Origin of the sequence: Pseudomonas sp. EL_65y_Pfl2_R95 (assembly GCF_963971045.1) — a bacterium.
Classification (GTDB): Bacteria; Pseudomonadota; Gammaproteobacteria; order Pseudomonadales; family Pseudomonadaceae; genus Aquipseudomonas.
The window spans coordinates 129032-147520 of the sequence record NZ_CAXAOV010000005.1 but is presented as its reverse complement, the minus strand read 5'-3'; the positions used below and the strand labels follow the sequence as shown (position 1 = coordinate 147520).

Annotated in this window: 14 protein-coding genes; 3 read left to right on the top strand and 11 right to left on the bottom strand. The window is 55.2% G+C overall.

Annotated features, from left to right (window positions below; translation table 11 throughout):
• Nucleotides 1-15 precede the first annotated feature (15 nt).
• From pgaD to AACY09_RS16440, 5 genes are all read right to left on the bottom strand, one after another.
• Nucleotides 16-501 (bottom strand): poly-beta-1,6-N-acetyl-D-glucosamine biosynthesis protein PgaD, encoded by a 486-nt coding sequence (gene pgaD / locus AACY09_RS16460; protein WP_339489535.1) that lies wholly within the window; start codon nt 499-501, stop codon nt 16-18.
• Nucleotides 498-1838, bottom strand: coding sequence for a poly-beta-1,6-N-acetyl-D-glucosamine synthase (gene pgaC, locus AACY09_RS16455; RefSeq protein WP_339489534.1), 1341 nt, complete (start codon nt 1836-1838; stop codon nt 498-500). Before pgaC ends, pgaD begins: the two co-directional genes overlap by 4 nt.
• Nucleotides 1835-3841, bottom strand: a complete 2007-nt coding sequence (pgaB, locus tag AACY09_RS16450) for a poly-beta-1,6-N-acetyl-D-glucosamine N-deacetylase PgaB (protein WP_339489533.1) — start codon at nt 3839-3841, stop codon at nt 1835-1837. Before pgaB ends, pgaC begins: the two co-directional genes overlap by 4 nt.
• Before the next feature lie 11 nt (nt 3842-3852).
• Nucleotides 3853-6342 carry a poly-beta-1,6 N-acetyl-D-glucosamine export porin PgaA gene (pgaA, locus tag AACY09_RS16445; RefSeq protein ID WP_339489532.1) on the bottom strand — a complete coding sequence of 830 codons (2490 nt, stop codon included), beginning with the start codon at nt 6340-6342 and terminating at the stop codon, nt 3853-3855.
• A gap of 426 nt (nt 6343-6768) precedes the next feature.
• Nucleotides 6769-8946, bottom strand: a complete 2178-nt coding sequence (locus tag AACY09_RS16440) for a malate synthase G (protein WP_339489530.1) — start codon at nt 8944-8946, stop codon at nt 6769-6771.
• A gap of 301 nt (nt 8947-9247) precedes the next feature.
• On the opposite strand from AACY09_RS16440, the gene AACY09_RS16435 reads away from it, so the two are divergent.
• Nucleotides 9248-9700 (top strand): GNAT family N-acetyltransferase, encoded by a 453-nt coding sequence (locus AACY09_RS16435; RefSeq protein WP_339489529.1) that lies wholly within the window; start codon nt 9248-9250, stop codon nt 9698-9700.
• Between the two features lie 62 nt (nt 9701-9762).
• A complete protein-coding gene (locus AACY09_RS16430) occupies nt 9763-10281 on the top strand; it encodes a glycine cleavage system protein R (RefSeq protein ID WP_339489528.1) in 519 nt (172 codons plus the stop codon).
• A gap of 378 nt (nt 10282-10659) precedes the next feature.
• Here AACY09_RS16430 and rarD read toward each other — a convergent pair whose 3' ends face one another.
• On the bottom strand, nt 10660-11553 hold the full coding sequence (rarD, locus tag AACY09_RS16425) for an EamA family transporter RarD (RefSeq protein WP_339489527.1): 894 nt from the start codon (nt 11551-11553) through the stop codon (nt 10660-10662).
• 278 nt (nt 11554-11831) lie between these two features.
• Between rarD and AACY09_RS16420 the strand changes: the two genes are divergently transcribed.
• Entirely contained in the window at nt 11832-12803 is a 972-nt protein-coding gene (locus AACY09_RS16420; protein ID WP_339489526.1) for an SdiA-regulated domain-containing protein, read from the top strand.
• A 12-nt stretch (nt 12804-12815) separates the two neighbouring features.
• Here AACY09_RS16420 and AACY09_RS16415 read toward each other — a convergent pair whose 3' ends face one another.
• The 5 genes from AACY09_RS16415 to AACY09_RS16395 form a co-directional block, all read right to left on the bottom strand.
• A complete protein-coding gene (locus AACY09_RS16415) occupies nt 12816-13790 on the bottom strand; it encodes a serine/threonine protein kinase (RefSeq protein WP_339489525.1) in 975 nt (324 codons plus the stop codon).
• Nucleotides 13791-13922: 132 nt separating this feature from the next.
• Complete coding sequence (locus tag AACY09_RS16410; RefSeq protein WP_339489524.1) at nt 13923-15836, bottom strand: PhoX family protein; 1914 nt, start codon at nt 15834-15836, stop codon at nt 13923-13925.
• Nucleotides 15837-15908: 72 nt separating this feature from the next.
• Nucleotides 15909-16673, bottom strand: a complete 765-nt coding sequence (locus AACY09_RS16405; RefSeq protein WP_339489523.1) for a TOBE domain-containing protein — start codon at nt 16671-16673, stop codon at nt 15909-15911.
• Nucleotides 16674-16718: 45 nt separating this feature from the next.
• Nucleotides 16719-17468, bottom strand: coding sequence for a ComF family protein (locus AACY09_RS16400; RefSeq protein ID WP_339489522.1), 750 nt, complete (start codon nt 17466-17468; stop codon nt 16719-16721).
• A gap of 43 nt (nt 17469-17511) precedes the next feature.
• Nucleotides 17512-18429 carry a LysR family transcriptional regulator gene (locus AACY09_RS16395; protein WP_339489521.1) on the bottom strand — a complete coding sequence of 306 codons (918 nt, stop codon included), beginning with the start codon at nt 18427-18429 and terminating at the stop codon, nt 17512-17514.
• Between the last annotated feature and the right edge of the window lie 60 nt (nt 18430-18489).

Genomic DNA, 18489 nt, shown 5'->3' with positions numbered 1-18489 from the left:
CTTTGCCTTTAGGGCTTAAACCAACCGGAGTTTCGAGTCAGGTTTCAGGACACGTACCTTCGGTCGTAGCATCATGGGGTCCTCGATCCAGCCCAGATCACCCTGTTCGGTGTTGTGCAGAATAAGCACTTGCCTGTGATGCAGAATGTTCAGGTCCTCCAGCGTCACAAAGAAACTCGCAGACAGGCCTTTGTCACTGAGATTGGGAATGCGCTCGCGGCGTAAGAGACGGCTCGCCCGCAGTTGATTGTATTTGGCCCAGAGCAGCAAGGTCCCGCCAAGCAGTGCGCCATCTAACAGGTAGCTTGAAAGTTGCTGGATAAGCGGCATAAATGCGCTGTTGAACAGGCCTTGGACGTTATCCGGGTTGACGATAAGTTGTTTGATAAACGGCACTGCGCCATTGCCGATCAAGTACAGAAAACCTGTCCATGCCAACAATGTCAGCAAGGCGTCGATGGATTTAGGTAGCCAGTGTTGTTCAGTTCTGATGATGCTCATGGTTCATTCCTTTTGATCCCACGATCGGGGCTGGTCCAACGCGCTCGTTTTCCTCGTGCGCTGATCATGACTTTGGGGAAGCTCACTAATGTGGTGAAAAACGTTAGCAGCCAAAACGCCAGCGGATACCAAATGGTCCAGAACAAGGCCTTCCCCAAACCCTGTTCATACTTGCGTTCAATAACGAGGCTGAGGGCGAACTGCGCCAGACATACCGCAGCGAGAAGCACGCCAGTGAAACCCGGCGGTAGCATGTCGTTGACCCGATAGTTAGGCGGCATGTCAATGAACTGACCTACACCCCAGAGCAGCAATGACAGCGCTAAAGCGAAAGACCAGGTTGCCGACATGGCGAACTCCAGGAGTAACGGCCACATATAGCGATAGCGCCATGACCAAATCGTGCGGACGTTTTTCAGCAACACTTCGGCGCCACCTTGTGCCCAGCGTTTACGCTGTTTCCAGAGGCCGGCTAGGGTTTCAGGCATCAGTATCCAGCACAGCGCACGTGGCTCGTAGAAGATCGTCCAGTGGTCGAGTTGCAGCTTCCAGCTGACGTCAATGTCTTCGGTGATCATGTCCGGGCTCCAGTAGTTGATGCGGTCTAGCGCGCTGCGCCGGAAACCCGTAATCACCCCTGAAATGGTGAACACTCGTCCATAAACCCGTTGCGCACGTTTGATCAACCCAATAATTGAGGAAAACTCCCCCACTTGAATCCGGCCAACCAGGGTTGAGCGTGTCCGAATTCTTGGGTTGCCGGTGACGGCGCCAACACGCGCATTGTCGATCAAGGGCTTGACCAGGAATGCCGCAGTGTCACGGCTCAGTAATGCATCACCATCGATGCACACAAGGTACTCGCTGTTAGCGGCGACCGCGCCCATACGCAAGGCCACAGCCTTGCCCTGATTCTGCGCAAGGTGCAGCACGCGCAGGCGAGGCTCACCGGCGGCAATTTGATTGAGCACCTCGGCGGTGTTGTCCTTGGAGCCGTCGTTTACTGCGATGACTTCGATATTCGGGTAACGCTGGCTCAACGCCGCACGGATGGTTTCATGGGCGTTATCACCTTCGTTGTAGCAAGGGACAATGATTGAAATCAGGGGCTCTCCGGTCACGTCTGGCGTTGGATTGTTACCGTCATGCGCCCAGTGCCAGTGGCGTTCCCAGTGAATCCAGAAGTACATCCCACCGACGATCCATAGCATCGACATCAGCAATGGGTAGAGGAAGATAAAATTGAGCATCACCGCGCCGCTGATGCCTTCCGCCAGACCCAAAGGAATACCCAGAATAATGCCAAGGACGAGTAGCGCTATCAGACGATCCCTCATGGCTCAGGCATCCAGGCATTGGAAAACGTCGGGCGAACTTGCTCCACTTCAGGCAGATTGCGGACAAAGTCGTCTGGGTAATAGCCGTAGTTGACAGCACCTTTCCATTGCAAGCGCGTCATCCACTGGGCAAGTTGTTTGCTCGCAACGGGGGGCGAGTCTGGTTTGCTCCAATCCCGTGCCTGCAGTTCAAAAACGGTACGGTCGAGTGCTCCCGGACGTTTGCTGATGATATCGACCATTTGGTCTAGCCAGGCATTGGAGTCCTCGGGCTTGATGCCTTCCATCAACGGCATGGCCATGGGCGCAGTCCAGTCGTAGCTGGCTAGAAAATTATCCAGATTTTGCGCGTACCAGGTTTCGCTGGCTGGATTCATAATGGGCTGCGCATAGATGTTGCGTGCAGTCAGAACCTGCGGACCACGGATCTGCTTAACCTGGTTTGCAAGTTCCAGTGTGAAGTTTGTCAGGGCGTTGGTTTTGAATTGCGTCCATTTTTTGAGGATTTCAGGGGTGTTACGCAACTCCTCGATCGTGCTGGGTAGACCCGCGTTGCCATAGGCCTCCAGCGCATCGGGGCTGGCATCTTCAAAATCTGAGAGCAGGGCGTCATCATGAAACAGCAAACCATTAAAGTTGCTGTAGCGGGCGAGGTCTTGATAAATCTCGGTGATCTGCTTGCGAGCTTCAGGGTTAAAAGGTGAAAGCCGTTGATACTGCTTGGGGTCAACCGACTTGATACCGGTTTTTGGGTCCCAGCGTTGAACCCTAGGCAGCCTGTTGTCCAAGGCAAAGCTGAGCACGGGCATCCACGCATACACCTGGACGTGGGCGCGGGTTTGTAGCTGCCATGACGCCCGATTAAATAGATCCGCACGCATCGGCAGATGACGGTTAGGGAAATACGTCTGGCGAACCGTACCGTCGCCTTCCGGGTCGGCAAATGCCTGCAGAAATACCGTGTTGATGCCCAGGTCATAGATGCGTTGGACTAAGGTGCCAATATTTTTATCCATCTGCGTCGGGTCCGGGTCGTAAACGTAGTCAAGGTCTACGTGGGCGACACGCATGGAATTGGTCTCGCGGATACTCAGGATGGAGGATGCAAACTGACCAATCTCGGGGTCACCGCTGACCAGGTGGCGGGGGCCTTCCTTGATGGTTGAGATGCTGCTCATGCCATCATTGAGCGTTAGCGCAATGCTGTAGCCATTTTGCGCAACAATATTGAGGACTTCACCGTTTTGCTGGCCATAGGGCCATACCCACACCCGTGGTTTGCGCCCGGTCGCGTTTTCTATCTTGGCGCTAATCTGCGTAATGTCCTGGCGCCAGCGGGCCTGTGCTTGTTGATCCGTCTCATAGCGCTTGAGCACCGGGTCGTAATGGCGATTGGCTGCCGATGGTTCCAGGTTTCCTTGCGGGTTGGCCAAGGCCCCGGTGTGCATGTTGTTGGTGTGCGCGGCTATTTCAATCAAAGGGTTGTTAGCCATTCGTTTGATTTGCGCCCAGGTTGCAAATTTACGCCGGTCAGTTGGCAGGCCTGCGAAATCGACTGGACTGCTTAGTGGCGTGCTAACCCAGGCACCCACTGGGGCAAAGACTGCTGGCCATTTGTAGGCTTCAAGCAGCGGCATGACGCGGTCATAGAAGCTGCTGTAGCCATCATCAAATGTCAGCAAAATGGCTTTGTCGGGCAGCGCTTTGCCGCCTTCCCTTGCCGCGATAATCTGATCAATTGAGACGGCTATATAGTCGTTGTCGTGCAGCCAGTTAAGCTGGGCGATCAGGTTGGCTGTGCGCACCGAGACATAGTTTTGATCGGCTTCTTGGTCTTCGATATCGTGGTAGCAAATCGCTAAAACTTGGCCTTTTGGCCAAGGCGCTTCGCTTGTCGGCAGTGTGCGGCCAAGGGGCGGCACAAAGGGCGGCGCTTCTGAAGCGCAGGCGCTGAGCAGTATCAGGCATAGCCCGCAAAGAAATATTTTAGAAAGATAACGCATGGTAGTACTCATCAAAAACGGTACGAAAGGTCAAATACAAGCCGGTATTCCGTCTCGCGCTCACCATCGTAGGGGCGACTGAGTCCAGAGGCGGTTGCGCCAAAGTTGAGTTGATCGTCCAGGTTCACTCGCTGGCCGTAGCTGATAAAGCCGATAGGGTCGGTGCCATAATTGCGCTGGTTGTAACTGCCCAGTCCGAACTGCGCCTGCTGGCTCCATGTCCGCTCGTAGCGTTCATACAACGAGTGGGAAAGGCGTAAGCCAGGCATGATGCTGAAGTCAGTTTCCGGGCTGAAATATGGACCTTCGGCGGGCTGGCTGTTGTGGCTCGTACCGACATCGAGCAGGGCGTCGGCAATCAGCTTGGGTGATGTATAAACCCGTTCCTCACCTGAGACCGAGCCGCTGATGCGGTTGTTGCCATCATCAAACCGCTGAGGAGACAGAGCAATGCGCCATTTGCGCCCCTCGTTCTGTTGCCACTGCAGGTAACCTGAAACGCTGTCGGAGGTAACGTCACTGTTTAACGCGCGCAAGGGTGTTTCGCGAGACAACCAGTCCAGCGACCAGCCGTATTGCCAGTAGTCGTTGATTTCATGGCCGGCGCTGAGTCGAAACCCTTGCTTATTACCTTGGCCGTAATTCTGGTTGTTTATCTCGGCTGCAAATGTGTGATTGCGGCCGCGCCATTCAACGCCTCCGCGCTCATAGCGGTTACGGCCTTTGCCCTCCTGAAATTCACCCTGGCTGTAACCCAGACCACCGAACACACGCCAGTTGTAATCGATCGGCGAGCTGTACAGAACGGTATCGAGACCAAAGTCACCGCTGCCAGTGACTGTGTTGTCAGGGCTTATACCGCCATTGCTCGAGACTCTCAGCTCAGCCATGTTGTGTAACTGGCGTGCTCGCTCGAGCCGTTGCGCTGAAAGCCTTTCCGGGTAGCGTGAAAAGACATCATCGGCATACAGTTCGAACTGCCGCCATTCCTGCAGTGCCTGGGCGGTGTAACCTTGGCTGATTTCAACATCGATAGAGCGCGGTGAAATGTTTTCGGCCTCTTTCAGTTCCGCCTCTGAGCGGCGTGCCCAACCCCGAGCCGAAAAAATATCGGCGCGCATCGTGCGCAGCTCTGTATTGCCCGGCGCACTGTTGGCTAGGGTCTGTATTTTTGCCTCGGCAGTGTTCAAGTCGTTACTTGACTGGGCGGCGCTGACCTCCATGACTTTGCCAGTTAGCCAGTCGGGGTTGGCTTTTCCCTGGGGCAAGCCTTTTTGATAGACCCGTTTCGGTTGATCGGCAATTATTGGTACAAGCTTTGCGGCGGCACTCGCCTGCTGACTTTCGTTTAATGCGTAATACAGTGCTTGCAGGTCAGAGAGGCGGGCCGGGGACTTCTTATCGCCTTCGGCCAGAATCTGCTCATACAGTTGGGCGGCGCTTTCAGGCTGTTTTAAATACAGTTGGGCCCCTGCCACCCAGCGCAATGCATAGGCTGGAAGTTGCTCGCCTTGAGCATTGAAATGCTCATATTCATCCAGCACCTTTTGCATGTAGGCGCGGTTATACAGTGCGCCAATGCGGTCAATTCGCAGGGTCTTGGCATCGTTTTTCGCGAGGGGATCGGTTGCCCACGCCTTGAGTAACCTGTCGGATTCGGCAATGGCCTTGTCAGCCTGATTGAAGCGCTCATGTTCTTTAGCGGTCGGCAAATCTGACTGGCGTACATAGTCGGCAACCCGCGCTCTTTGCAGTGCGCGTAACTCACCGCTGTTGACCAGTTCTGGATTTTTCTCGGCGAGTTCTAGTGCTTTGCTGTGTACGCCCGCGCGCTGTAAAGCCAGCAAGTATTCGCGCTTTACGCTGGTGTTTTCGGGTGCGAGCAAGCGCGCTTCATCTACTTCACGCAGGGCGCTGTATGTTTGTTGATTGCGCAAATAGGCATAGCCGAGTGCCAGACGGCGATCAACACTCTGCGGTTGCTTAGCCACTAAGGCTTGAGCTTGGCGCACCGCCTCACGTTGCTTTCCTGAATCAGCCAGGGTCATGACCCGACCAACGAGTGCACCGTTGTCGTCAGGTCTGAGTTGCAATGCCTTGCTGTAAGTATTTAGCGCCTCTGGCCAGCGCTGTAAGTTGCGATAGGCACGGGCAACCGCTTCCAGCACATCGCCATTAGCAGTCAAGTAAGCACGACTGCGTTCATATTGGTTGACGACTTCCTGGTCAAGCCCGGCCCAGCCAGCGATAAGAATGTGGTCGCTGGCATAGAGCTGGGATTTTTGGGTTTTGTTTACGTTGCGCAAAAAATTTAGTGCTGGCACAACGTCGCCATTACGCGCGCCGATAACAAGTTGGTCATAGCTCGCGGGTTGGGCGGCAAGCGCGCTTGAGCACGTTAATGCGATAAAGCACAAAGGGCGTGCCGATTGCACCAGCGATAGAGCCCTTTTGCGCAAGAACAATAGGGACGAATTAGAATATGAAGTCACAGTAGCCATCTTTAAAATGGGCGAGCGGCCTATGCATTAAGGGCATTGATAGGCTCTGCTCAGAGGAAACTAGTACGGCTGCCTGCTGAGTAAACGCCACTTAGCAGGAGTGGCTAAATGCTGATATTCAGGCGGAGCAAGCTCGGTTTTATACTGAGTTGGTTTGCACGGTTCTGGCGTGGCTGGAGCGTTTAGCTCTCGGCGTCATAGCACCGGCGGGCTTTGGTCCAACTCATGCCGCTGCTGGCGAACTGCAAAACCTGCTCATGTGTTCAATTATTTCAGCGCTGGCGCGGGGGGAGGGGAATCTGAAAGAATTTTTCAGATTTGAAACCAGGGTAATGGCCAGCAATTGCAGGGCCATACGCGTGCTTATTTGTTTGTGCCTTAAACAAAGAAACCGCCCAAATGGGCGGTTTCTTTTTTGCGCTTAACTCAGAGGCCGTTTTTAGCCTTGAACTCACGGCGGCGACGGTGCAGTACCGGCTCGGTATAGCCGTTTGGCTGCTTGGCGCCTTCTACGACTAATTCCAGCGCTGCCTGAAAGGCAATGTTGCTGTCGAAGTCTGGCGCCAGTGGGCGATACGTCGGGTCGTTGGCGTTTTGACGATCAACCACAGGTGCCATGCGCATGAGGCTGGCAACAATTTGCTCCTCTGTCGCGATGCCATGGCGCAGCCAGTTGGCCAGCAGTTGGCTGGAAATACGCAGGGTAGCGCGGTCTTCCATCAAGCCCACATCGCTGATATCCGGCACTTTCGAGCAACCTACACCGGCGTCGATCCAGCGTACGACATAACCGAGGATGCCTTGAGAGTTGTTGTCGAGTTCGTTCTGAATCTCTTCGGCCGACCAGTTGGTGTCGCTGGCCAGAGGGATGGTCAGAATGTCATCAACCGAGGCTGGGGTGCGGCTCTTCAGTTCTTCCTGACGAGCGAACACATCAACCTTGTGGTAGTGCAATGCATGCAGCGTTGCAGCGGTCGGTGATGGAACCCACGCGGTATTTGCGCCCGACATCGGATGACCAATTTTCTGCTCAAGCATCGCGGCCATCAAATCAGGCATGGCCCACATGCCCTTGCCGATTTGCGCGCGCCCTTGCAGGCCGGTGGCCAAGCCAGCATCAACGTTGTTGTTTTCGTAAGCGCCAATCCACTTTTCAGCTTTCATGGCGGCTTTACGCACAACGGCGCCAGCTTCCATTGAGGTGTGGATTTCATCACCGGTGCGGTCGAGGAAACCGGTGTTGATGAAGACCACGCGCTCGCTGGCGGCTTTGATGCACGCCTTGAGGTTGACCGTGGTGCGACGCTCTTCGTCCATGATGCCGACTTTCAGCGTGTTGGTCGCTAAGCTCAAGGCGTCTTCAATGCGGCTGAACAGTTCGCTGGTGAAGGCGACTTCTTCAGGGCCGTGCATCTTCGGCTTGACGATGTAAATCGAGCCGGTGCGGGTGTTCTTGCGGCTGGTGTTGCCGTTGAGGTTGTGCATGGCGATCATGCTGGTCAGCAAGCCGTCCAGAATACCTTCTGGCACTTCAAAGCCGTCTTTGTCGATGATGGCGTCGATGGTCATCAGGTGACCGACGTTGCGCACGAACAACAGTGAGCGGCCATGCAAGGTCAATTCGCCGCCGTTGGTCTTGGTGTAGACGCGGTCGGGGTTCATGGTGCGCGTGAAGGTGGTTCCGCCTTTGGCAACTTCTTCGGCCAGGTCACCTTTCATCAGGCCCAGCCAGTTGCGGTAGATCACTACCTTGTCGTCGGCATCAACAGCAGCGACTGAATCTTCACAGTCCATGATGGTGGTTAGCGCAGCTTCCATCAGTACGTCTTTAACGCCCGCTGCGTCAGTGCTACCCACCGGGGTGTTGGCATCGATCTGGATTTCAAAGTGCAGGCCGTTGTGCTTGAGCAGCACGGCAATCGGCGCGTTGGCGTCGCCTTGGAAACCCACTAACTGGGCGTCATCCTGCAAGCCGGTGTTGCTGCCGCCTTTAAGGCCAACAACGAGTTTACCGTCGACAATCTTGTAGCTCGTCGAATCAGCGTGCGAGGCTGCTGCCAAGGGGGCGGCTTCATCAAGGAAGGCACGGGCAAAGGCAATCACCTTGTCACCACGAACCTTGTTGTAGCCCTTACCTTTCTCTGCGCCGCCTTCTTCACTGATTACGTCGGTGCCATAGAGCGCGTCATACAACGAGCCCCAACGGGCGTTGGATGCGTTCAGGGCAAAGCGCGCGTTCATGACCGGCACAACCAATTGCGGGCCGGCCAAACGGGCGATTTCTTCGTCGACGTTGGTGGTGGTGGCTTGGAAATCAGCCGGCTCTGGGAGCAGGTAACCGATTTCTTCAAGAAATGCTTTGTAGGCAACAGCATCATGGGCCTGACCGGCGCGAGCCTGGTGCCAGCTATCCACCTGAGCCTGGATTTCGTCGCGCTTGGCCAGCAAGGCACGGTTTTTCGGTGCGAGTTCGTTAATTACCGCCTCGGCGCCGGTCCAGAATTTTTCGCTGGAAATACCGGTACCACTAATGGCTTCGTTGTTAACGAAGTCGAACAGCACTTTGGCGACCTGCAGGCCACCGACTTGAACGCGTTCAGTCATCACTTGCCTCACTCTGCTCAGCTCTACTTAATAGCCGCTTCGGACTTGGGGACTCAGTCTTGTAGTCCAAGCCGCGGCATACTACATCAAGATCCATGGAAAATCAGTGGGGTCGCGTCGTTATGCGACCCAGAATCGCTTAGCAGTCACGGCTGGAACGTTGTGCATGCAAAACCAGATAATATTGTTTCATAAAACAGCTAAAACGGTACACGATTTGTTGCGTTGATCTTCTTTGCCGTTTCCGCCCGCCACAATGGCAGGGCACCTATACTGCTTGCAGGCCACTGGAATGTTAAGCATGCACATTATTCAGGCAGCTGCAGACGATCTTGAACCGTTGAGCGGTTTATTCACGGATTACCTAACTTTTTATCAGGTTGATAAACCCCTCAGTGCTGCGCGCGAATTTCTCGCGGCGCGGATCGAGCAGGGCAGCTCAACACTATTTGTCGCCTACGACGATGCCGGTAATGCGCAAGGCTTTGTGCAGCTATACCCGCTTTATGCCTCGTTAGCGTTGGCACCGATGTGGTTGCTTAGCGATCTCTATGTGAACCCTGCTGCGCGGCGTCAGGGCATTGCCGAGGCGTTAATGAATGCCGCGCGTGATCACGCCCAAGCCTCGGGTGCCTGCGGTCTGCAACTGGAGACGGCAAAGAATAATTACCCGGGGCAAGCGCTTTACCAGCGACTGGGGTATGTTCGGGATGAGGCGTTTTATACCTACTGGCTGGCACTGCCGGACCAGTAGTCGAAACTGCAGCGGGGTGCCTGGATGCGCCGCTTTAATTGGATAAGAGAGAGAGGTCTGCAATGGATCATCTGGTATTGACCGTTATTGCTCAGGATCAACCGGGGCTGGTTGAGCGGGTTGCGCAGTGTGTAGCCAACCATGGCGGAAACTGGCTTGAGAGCCGCATGTCACGTATGGCTGGGCAGTTTGCCGGGATATTGCGTGTGGCGGTGCCAGCTGAGTCGCACGCCGAATTGGTGTCTGCGCTGCAAGAACTGAATGCTCACGGTATTCGGGTGTTATTGGCGGAAAGTGGTGCGGAGCCTTCCTGTACCTGGAAGCCGATTATGCTCGACTTGGTTGGCAATGATCGGCCCGGCATTGTGCGTGATATCACCCGTTTGCTGACCGAGCTTGGGGTAAACGTCGAGAGCCTGCAGACCGAGGTAATGCCAGCGCCGATGAGCAGCGAACCGTTATTTCATGCGGAATCGATGCTTGCCGTTCCGTTAGGGCTATCGCTCGATGAGCTTAAGGCTCAGTTGGAAACCCTGGCGGATGACTTGATGGTTGAGCTGAATATCAGAACCGATCATTAATGACGCTTACAACATATCCACGGTCTGTGTGCGTAGGGCTGTGGATAACCTGAGGTTAGTTGGGTGGCCCTTTAGTGCTGCGTTGTTCTTGCTGATATGGTTAAAAAACCAACAGTTTCAATAGCTTGTGCACAAAGGCCGGGGATGGTTCTGTGGATAAGGTTGGGATGACTGGCTGCACGCCACGGCAGACTAGGCGTGCCGCCGGTTGATTGTTTTTTGATCAGCCGTTTCGGCGCTGCTCAGGGTCTTTCTTGTCCCGCTCAGGTAGCTTAGGTATCGGGTTGGAGGTAAACGGGTGGGCACTTTCGTGGTGCCAACCCGCCCAATACCTTATGCCGCCCTGCGCCTGGGTCGCAGGGGGCCAAGCTGTTTGCCTTAGCGGATCTTCGATCGACGAATGGTTATCCATGCATCAATGCTGTAAATCACCAATCCGGCCCAGATACAGATAAAGGCCAGCAATTTGCTGGAGTCGAATGTCTCGCCAAACAAGAAGATCGCTTGTAGCAGGACCAACGTCGGCGCGAGGTACTGCAGAAAACCCAATGTGGTGTAGGGCAAGTGCCGGGCCGCCGCGTTAAAGCACACCAATGGCACCAAGGTAATCGGCCCGGCAACAATCAGCCAGAACGCCTCAGAGGTGGACCAGAACTCGGCGTGGCTGCTCACTGCATTCGGATTGAGCGCAATCCAGGCAATTGCCAGGGGTAGCAAAATCCAGGTCTCAACCACCAAGCCAGGCAAGGCCTTGACCGGTGCCTGTTTGCGGATCAAACCGTAAAAGCCGAATGTCAGTGCCAAGACCAATGATACCCAGGGAATGCTGCCGACCTGCCACAGTTGCTGGAGCACACCCACCGCGGCCAAGCCCACGGCTATCCATTGCAGGCGGCGTAGCCGTTCGCCAAGAATGACCAAGCCAAGCAAGACGTTAATCAGTGGGTTGATGTAGTAACCGAGACTGGCCTCTAGCATGCGTCCATGATTGACCGCCCAGACATACACCATCCAGTTGCTGGCGATTAACAGGCCGCTAAAGCCCAGCACCGCAAATTGCCTGGGGTTTTCGCGCAGCTCGCGAAACCAGCCGGGATGCTTCCAGACCAGTAATAACAAGGCGCCAAAGATTGCCGACCAGACAGCACGGTGGACAACAATTTCCAGCGCAGGCACTTCAGCGATGGCTTTGAAGTACAGCGGGAACAGGCCCCAGATGATATAGGCGCTGAGGCCCAGAATGTACCCGCGCTGCGGGTTTGCGGTGGACATGGAGATCCTTGGTTAGGGTGCTAACGAACGGCTGCTAATTCTATGCCCATGGGGCGCTATTTGTCTGTTAACTCAGCTTTTAATTGCAGGGGATTGCAGGAATAAGCGTAAGCCTTTTGTTACATCTGCGCCTGTGCCAATCCTATGCCTGTCATCATTCCAATAGACACTGTTTGGAGGTGTGCCACTGATCAATCTGAATCGCCCGTTCAAAAGACCTTGGGGCGGTTTCAAGAGCTGATGAGGTGGCGTTTTATTCCCAACAGGTGATTCATTTAATGAGTAGTTCATCCTGGTTCGGCCCGCAGCAAAAAAACCTCTTTGTCAGATCCAGAACGCATTTCATTTATGCGCTGCTGGCCTTGGGGGTTTTGATTTATGTCATCAACTCACAGCGTTTGGCCGAGCGTCTGTATTTCAATTGGCTCCACTGGGTTCAGTTCGATGAGTTGCATGACAATGCGGTGTGGCTGCCTGACTACCGCGCTGTCATTGAAGCTAAACCTATTGCTCAGATAGCCAGTGACCTTTCCGGCATCACCTACGACTTCGATAACGACCAGTTACTGGCCATAAATAACGCTGGCCAGATGCGCATCGTCGCGATGAGCAAGCAGGGCGATGTGTCGGCTATCTATCCGCTCATTGGCTTTAAAGACACCGAAGACATTAGCTATATGGGCGATGGGCTTGTCGCCGTGGTGGAAGAGCGTAGCCACAGCGTGTGCTTTATCCAGTTGCCCGCAACCCCCGGCCCGATTAACCGGGCGCACGTTCGCTCGGTGACTATTGGCGTGACCAAGTCAGGCAAGAACAAAGGCTTTGAAGGGGTGGACTACGATGCGCAGCTTGACCGGTTGTATATCGTTAAGGAACGCGATCCGCGGCAGCTCTATGTGGTGAGTGGTGTGCGTGAAAGTCTGAAAGGAAACCTGCAGTTGGATATTCAAGACCTCACCGAATGGGTCAATCGCAGTGTGTTTTCGACTGACTTGTCGGCGGTGCATCACGATGCCAGGACCGGGCATTTGCTTGTGCTCAGTGACGAAAGCAACGCCTTGTATGAACTCAATGGGGACGGCGACTTAGTCAGCAGTCGCACCTTTATTCGTGGCCTCAGCGAGGTGAAGCAGAGCGTTGCGCAAGCTGAAGGCGTGACCATGGATGCACAGGGCAATCTTTACCTGATCAGCGAGCCCAACCTTTTTTATACCTTTGAAAAAAGTCAGGCCAAGCTCGCTAAGCGTTAATTACCCAGCCCCTTAAAACAGCTTTAGCGGCTCTTCATCCAAGGCCGCTAGCTGTTCGCGAAGCATCAGGATCTGCTCACCCCAGTAGCGTTCAGTGCCAAACCAAGGAAAGCTGTGGGGGAAGGCTGGATCATCCCAGCGCCTTGCCAGCCAGGCGCTGTAGTGCATCAGGCGCAAGGAACGCAGGCCTTCGATCAGCGGCAGCTCGCGTGGGTTGAAGTCATGAAACTCTTGATAGCCATCCATCAGCTCAGACAGTTGGCCAAGGCGTTCGTGGCGTTCACCGGCAAGCATCATCCACAGGTCCTGCACCGCCGGGCCCATGCGGCAGTCATCAAGATCGACCATGTGAAAGGTTTCATCGCGGCACAGCAGGTTGCCGGGATGACAGTCGCCGTGCAGGCGAATCGCGGTGACTGGATTATTGGCGAATAGGCTATCGAGACGCTTGAGCAAATCGCGGGCAACCGACTCATAAGCCGGCAGCAGGCTTTTGGGAATAAAGCCGTCGTCGAGCAAGGTCTTTAGCGAGGCATGACCGTAGTTCTCGACCTTCAAGCTTTCGCGATGGCTGAAGGGCTTGGTTGCGCCAACGGCGTGCAGCCTGCCGAGGAGTTGGCCGAGGCGATACAGTTGGTCGAGGTTGCCAGGCTCAGGCGCGCGGCCGCCGCGACGTGGAAACAAGGTGAAGCGAAAGCCGGCGTGCTCAAACAAGGTCTCGCCGTCCCGTTGCAGGGGCGCAACCACGGGGACATCGCACTCTGCCAACTCGAAGGTGAAGCTGTGTTCTTCACGGATCGCCGCATCGGTCCAGCGGTCTGGACGGTAGAACTTGGCGATGATAGGCGTCTCATCCTCAATCCCAACTTGGTAGACCCGGTTCTCGTAGCTGTTCAGGGCTAATACCCGGGCATCGCTGAGAAAGCCGATACTTTCGACGGCGTCGAGAACCAAATCTGGAGTGAGTGCTGCAAAAGGATGGGACATGAAATCTCCTGCGCGCAGCAGGCCGCCGCGTTCGACCCAGCATGGTAACGCAGGTGAGCAGGCTTTAGTGGACAAGGTTGGTGTTGTCAGGCGGATGACACTTGTCGATCCGCCATTGTGGCCGCGAAGCGCTTAGCTGCCGATGATGCCGCCATCCTCCCGGCTGATTATCATGACCGACGAACGCGGTTTGCCGTTAGGCAGGTGCTCAGGGAAGGTTGAGCCGCCAGCTTCGCCTGGGTGTTGAATGCCAACGAACAAGGTGCGTTGATCCGGCGCAAAAGCGATACCCGTGACTTCGCAACCCACGGGGCCGACCATAAAGCGTCGAATCTCGCCGCTGTCCGGGTCGGCGCAGAGCATCTGGTTGTTGCCCATGCCGGCGTACTCACCGGTATTGCTGGTGTCACCGTCGGTCAAAATCCACAGGCGACCGGCGTCATCAAAACTCAGGCCATCGGGGCTGTTGAACATATTTTGCGGGGTGATATTCGCTGAACCAGCGGTGGGAAGCCCAGCATGGACCACGGGGTTGCCCGCAACTACAAACAGGTCCCAGGCGAAGCTGGTTGAGGCGTGATCATCATTGGCTTCGCGCCAGCGCAGGATTTGCCCGTAGAGATTGTTCTCGCGGGGATTCGGCCCGTTTACCGGTTGCTCGGCTTGGCCGCGCTTGATGTTGTTCGTCAGGGTGCAATAGACCTTGCCATCTTTAGGGCTCACGACCAGCCATTCCGGGCGGTCCATCCGAGTTGCTGCCACTGTGCTGGCGGCCAGGCGCGCATGGATCAGCACCTCGGCCTGGTTGTTGAATCCATTGCTGGCATCCAAGCCGTTTTTACCAAAGCTGAGCTCGACCCACGTACCGTGGCCTTTAGGCCGGTCGGGATTTTTGTCCCCTGCATCAAAACGCGCAACGTAGAGCGTGCCGTGATCAAGAATGTGCTGGTTGAGTTTGGCCTCATCTTTGCCGTTGCCGCGCTTGATTTTGTCTTTGCTGATGAACTTGTAGATGAACTCACCGCGTTCATCGTCGCCCATGTAGACCACCGCGCGACCGTCTTTGGTTTCGGCCAATGCTGCGTTTTCATGCTTGAAGCGGCCGAGCGCGGTGCGCTTGATCGGGGTCGATTGGGGATCGAACGGGTCAATCTCGACGATCCAGCCATGGCGGTTGAACTCGTTAGGCGTCTTGGCCATGTCGAAGCGTGGATTATGCAGGTGCCAGTCGTTGCCATCGCCGGTGGTGGTGGCGCCGTAACGTAACTGCGCCTCATCGAATGGGTGAGCCGGGTCAGTGCTGCCGAAGCAATCGTCAAAGTTCTCCTCGCACGTTAGATAAGTGCCCCAAGGGGTTTTACCGTTGGCACAGTTCTGGAACGTGCCCAGCACATGCTCGCCGGTTTTATCGGCTGCGGTTTTCAGCCAGTCATGACCAGCAGCTGGGCCGCTCATGCGGATGGGCGAGTTGCCGTGGATGCGGCGGTTGTAGCTCGATCCCTGTACAAACTGCCATTTGCCATCGACTTTTTGCACTTCGATCACCGACAAACCTTCACTGGCCAGCGACTTGTGCACATCCTCGGAGGACTTCGGCGTGCTGCCGTGATCGAGCAGGTAGCGGTAGTTGGTGTACTCGTTGTTGATCGCCATCAGCGCACGATTTTCGTCGTCCGCGAACGGGAAAAAGCTCATGCCGTCGTTGTTGTCGCCGAACTGGACTTCGTGATCGGCTGCCGAGTCTTTGCTGGTTGGGTCAAATGCCGGACCATTGGCGGCTAAAGGCTGGCCCCAGCTGATCAATACCGATGATTTGTAGCCAGCAGGCAGGCTAATGCTGTCTGCGGTGGAGATTGCGATGCTGTCAAACCCAAGCAGCGCACTGTTGGCGCTGCCGACGCCTGCGGCCATGACGCTGCGGCTGAGCAGGTTGCCGCCCAGGAACATGGCAGCTCCGCACAAGGCACCGGCGCTGATAAAACGGCGGCGGCTGATGCCGGTGATGTGCTCAAGGTCGGTCAGTTGATTGTCTTCTAAACGCTTCATTGCAATAAGGCTCCGTGCCAAGAATGGCTGTACCTTAATCAGCGTCTGTGACGAAATGGTTGCAACGCGGTTTTAGAGCGGCGTGCCTAACAACACGTGGGTCGGTGAGAATTGCACCTGCACCTTGCTGCCAATGGCCAACCGCAAGGCTTCTAGCAGCGACGGCTCCGCCAGGGCACACAGTGTTTGTCCGCTGGGCAGGGTGATTTTGATTTCAGTGGGGCTACCGGGCGCACTCAGCAGTTCTTCGATGTTGCCCTGCATGCTGTTATAGCCGAGCGTGTTGGCTTGATGCGGCGCTTGCAACTCTAGCCAGCCGGCTTTAATCAAGGCAATCACTTGGCTGCCAATTTCCAGCTCAAGGGTTTGCGTGCTGTCGTGGGTTATCTGCGCGGTTAAACATTGTCCGCCTGACAATTCGAGGTGTATCTCATCGTTGCGCCCATGGCTGTCGATCCTGACGACCTGACCGTGCAGTTGATTGCGCGCGCTGGTACGTAGCATCAGACGGCTGAGCAGGTCGAGGTCGCTAATATCTTCAGTGGCTTCCAATACCTGCGCCTGCAGGGCTTGCAGCCGTTGGTAAAGTCGTAACACCCGCTCGCCTTCTATCGATAAACGTGCGCCGCCACCTCCTTTGCCGCCAACACTGCGTTCAACCAACGGCTTTTTCGCCAGGTTGTTCAGTTCATCAATCGCGTCCCAAGTCGCTTTGTAGCTGAGCCCTGCGCTTTTGGCGGCGCGGGTGATCGAGCCTTGCTCGGCAATATGCTGGAGCAACGCGATACGCTGTGGGCGACGAACAATGTACTGGGCAAGAACTGAAGTCAGCGACATAACGGCTTAACGAGTGAAAAGAAGACTTCAACGGTGGCGACTGGCTCAATACAAGTCAAGTAGGCTGCCGGGTTTTGGGGTGCGGGCCAGGCAATAAATATCCACGCGTGCAGCGCCTGCCTGTAATAGCAGGCGGCTTATGCTCTGGGCCGTGGCGCCGGTGGTAAGTACGTCATCGACAAGTGCGATGTGCAGGCCATGGAGGCCTGCATCTGGCTTTACCACAAAGGCGTTGCGCAGGTTTTTTTTGCGACTGAGCGCATCCAAGCCTTGCTGGGCGGGTGCCTCGATTATTCGTGCTAGCACATGCTGTTGCAGGGGCGTATGTAACTGGCTACTTAAACTTTTACCGAGCATCTGCGCCTGATTGAAACCCCGTTGACGCTGGCGGTGTGGCGTTAGAGGGACGGCCAAAAGCACGTCGGGACGGGTCAAGCCATGATCAAAGCTGTGCTGCACATAATCGCCCAGCAAGTCGCCGAGCAGCCGCCCCAGAGGCCACTGCGCCTGATGCTTGAAGCGATTGATCATGCTGTCGATCGGAAAACTGTAGCTCCAGGGCGCGATGACCGTGGTGAACGATGGCGGTTGTTTTTGGCAGTCGCCGCAGATCAAGTCAGGGCTGTGCATAGGCAGAGCACAGACCGTGCAGTGCTCGCGCAACCATGGCAACTCGCGCTCACAGTCGGAGCAGAGGGGCAGTCGTGTACTCTCGCTGGTTTCGTCACAGAGCAAGCACTTCAAGCAGGGTTGAAGGGTTGCAAGTTGATGTTTCAGCCAGGGCAACATCACCATAATGCTCCTCCTTGAGCAGGTCGATTTCGGCCCGGTTGGTGTTTCAGCGTTTGGCGCTGATCAACTGAGGTGCTAAAAACGAATGGCGGAAATACTCACGAAAGGCTTGCATGGTCGGGGTGAATGCTTTGTTCTTGTGCCACGCAAGGCCAACACTCATAGAGGGTACAGCGTCGGTTAGGGAGATGGTTTCAATACGCTTGCCCTCCAGCGACCAAGGGCGATAAACCAAGTCGGACAGCACGGCGACTCCTGAACCATTCGCCACCATGCTACGGACTGCTTCTACTGAGCTGGTCCGTAAAATTACCTTTGGACTTAGGCCGATCTGTTGCCAATAACTCATTGCAGTTTGGTCTGCTTCATCGACGGTAAGCAGAATAAAGGGTTCATTGGCCACTTCAGCTAGACCAACTGATGGGCGTTCACTTATCGGGTGGCGATTAGGCAACCAAAGCCTTCGTTCAGAGTTAAATAGCGGTTCGGCTGCGATCTCTGGATGGCGTAGGTTTCCAGTTAGCACAACCGCCATATCCAGACTGCCATCCAACAAGCTCTGCTCGATGGTTTTACGTTCTTGTTCATACAGATTGACTGCCATGCTTGGATACCACTGAGCTAATCGCTGCAAGTGATAGGGCAAGAAGTAACCCATCACCGTGTAACTGGCTGCAACGCTTAAGCTGCCACTTATTCCTATATCTGGCAGTGGGCTCTGCAGTGCCTCGTCAACGCTGTTTTGAATGGAATAAGCGTGATTGAGGAAGTGTCTGCCGTTGTCAGTCAGATTCATGCCTTGTGGGGAGCGTATGAATAGGCTGACTCCCAGCAGGCTCTCCAGATCTTGTATTGCGCTGGTGACAGCCGATTGAGAGATATTCAGGTGAATTGCGGCTTGTGAGATTTGCCCAACTTCGGCTGTGGCAATGAAGTAGCGGACCTGACGCAGAGTAAAAGCCATGGCATGGACCTGTGCAGAGGTATCTGTTTTTCAGAACACACCCTATCAAATAATTGATCT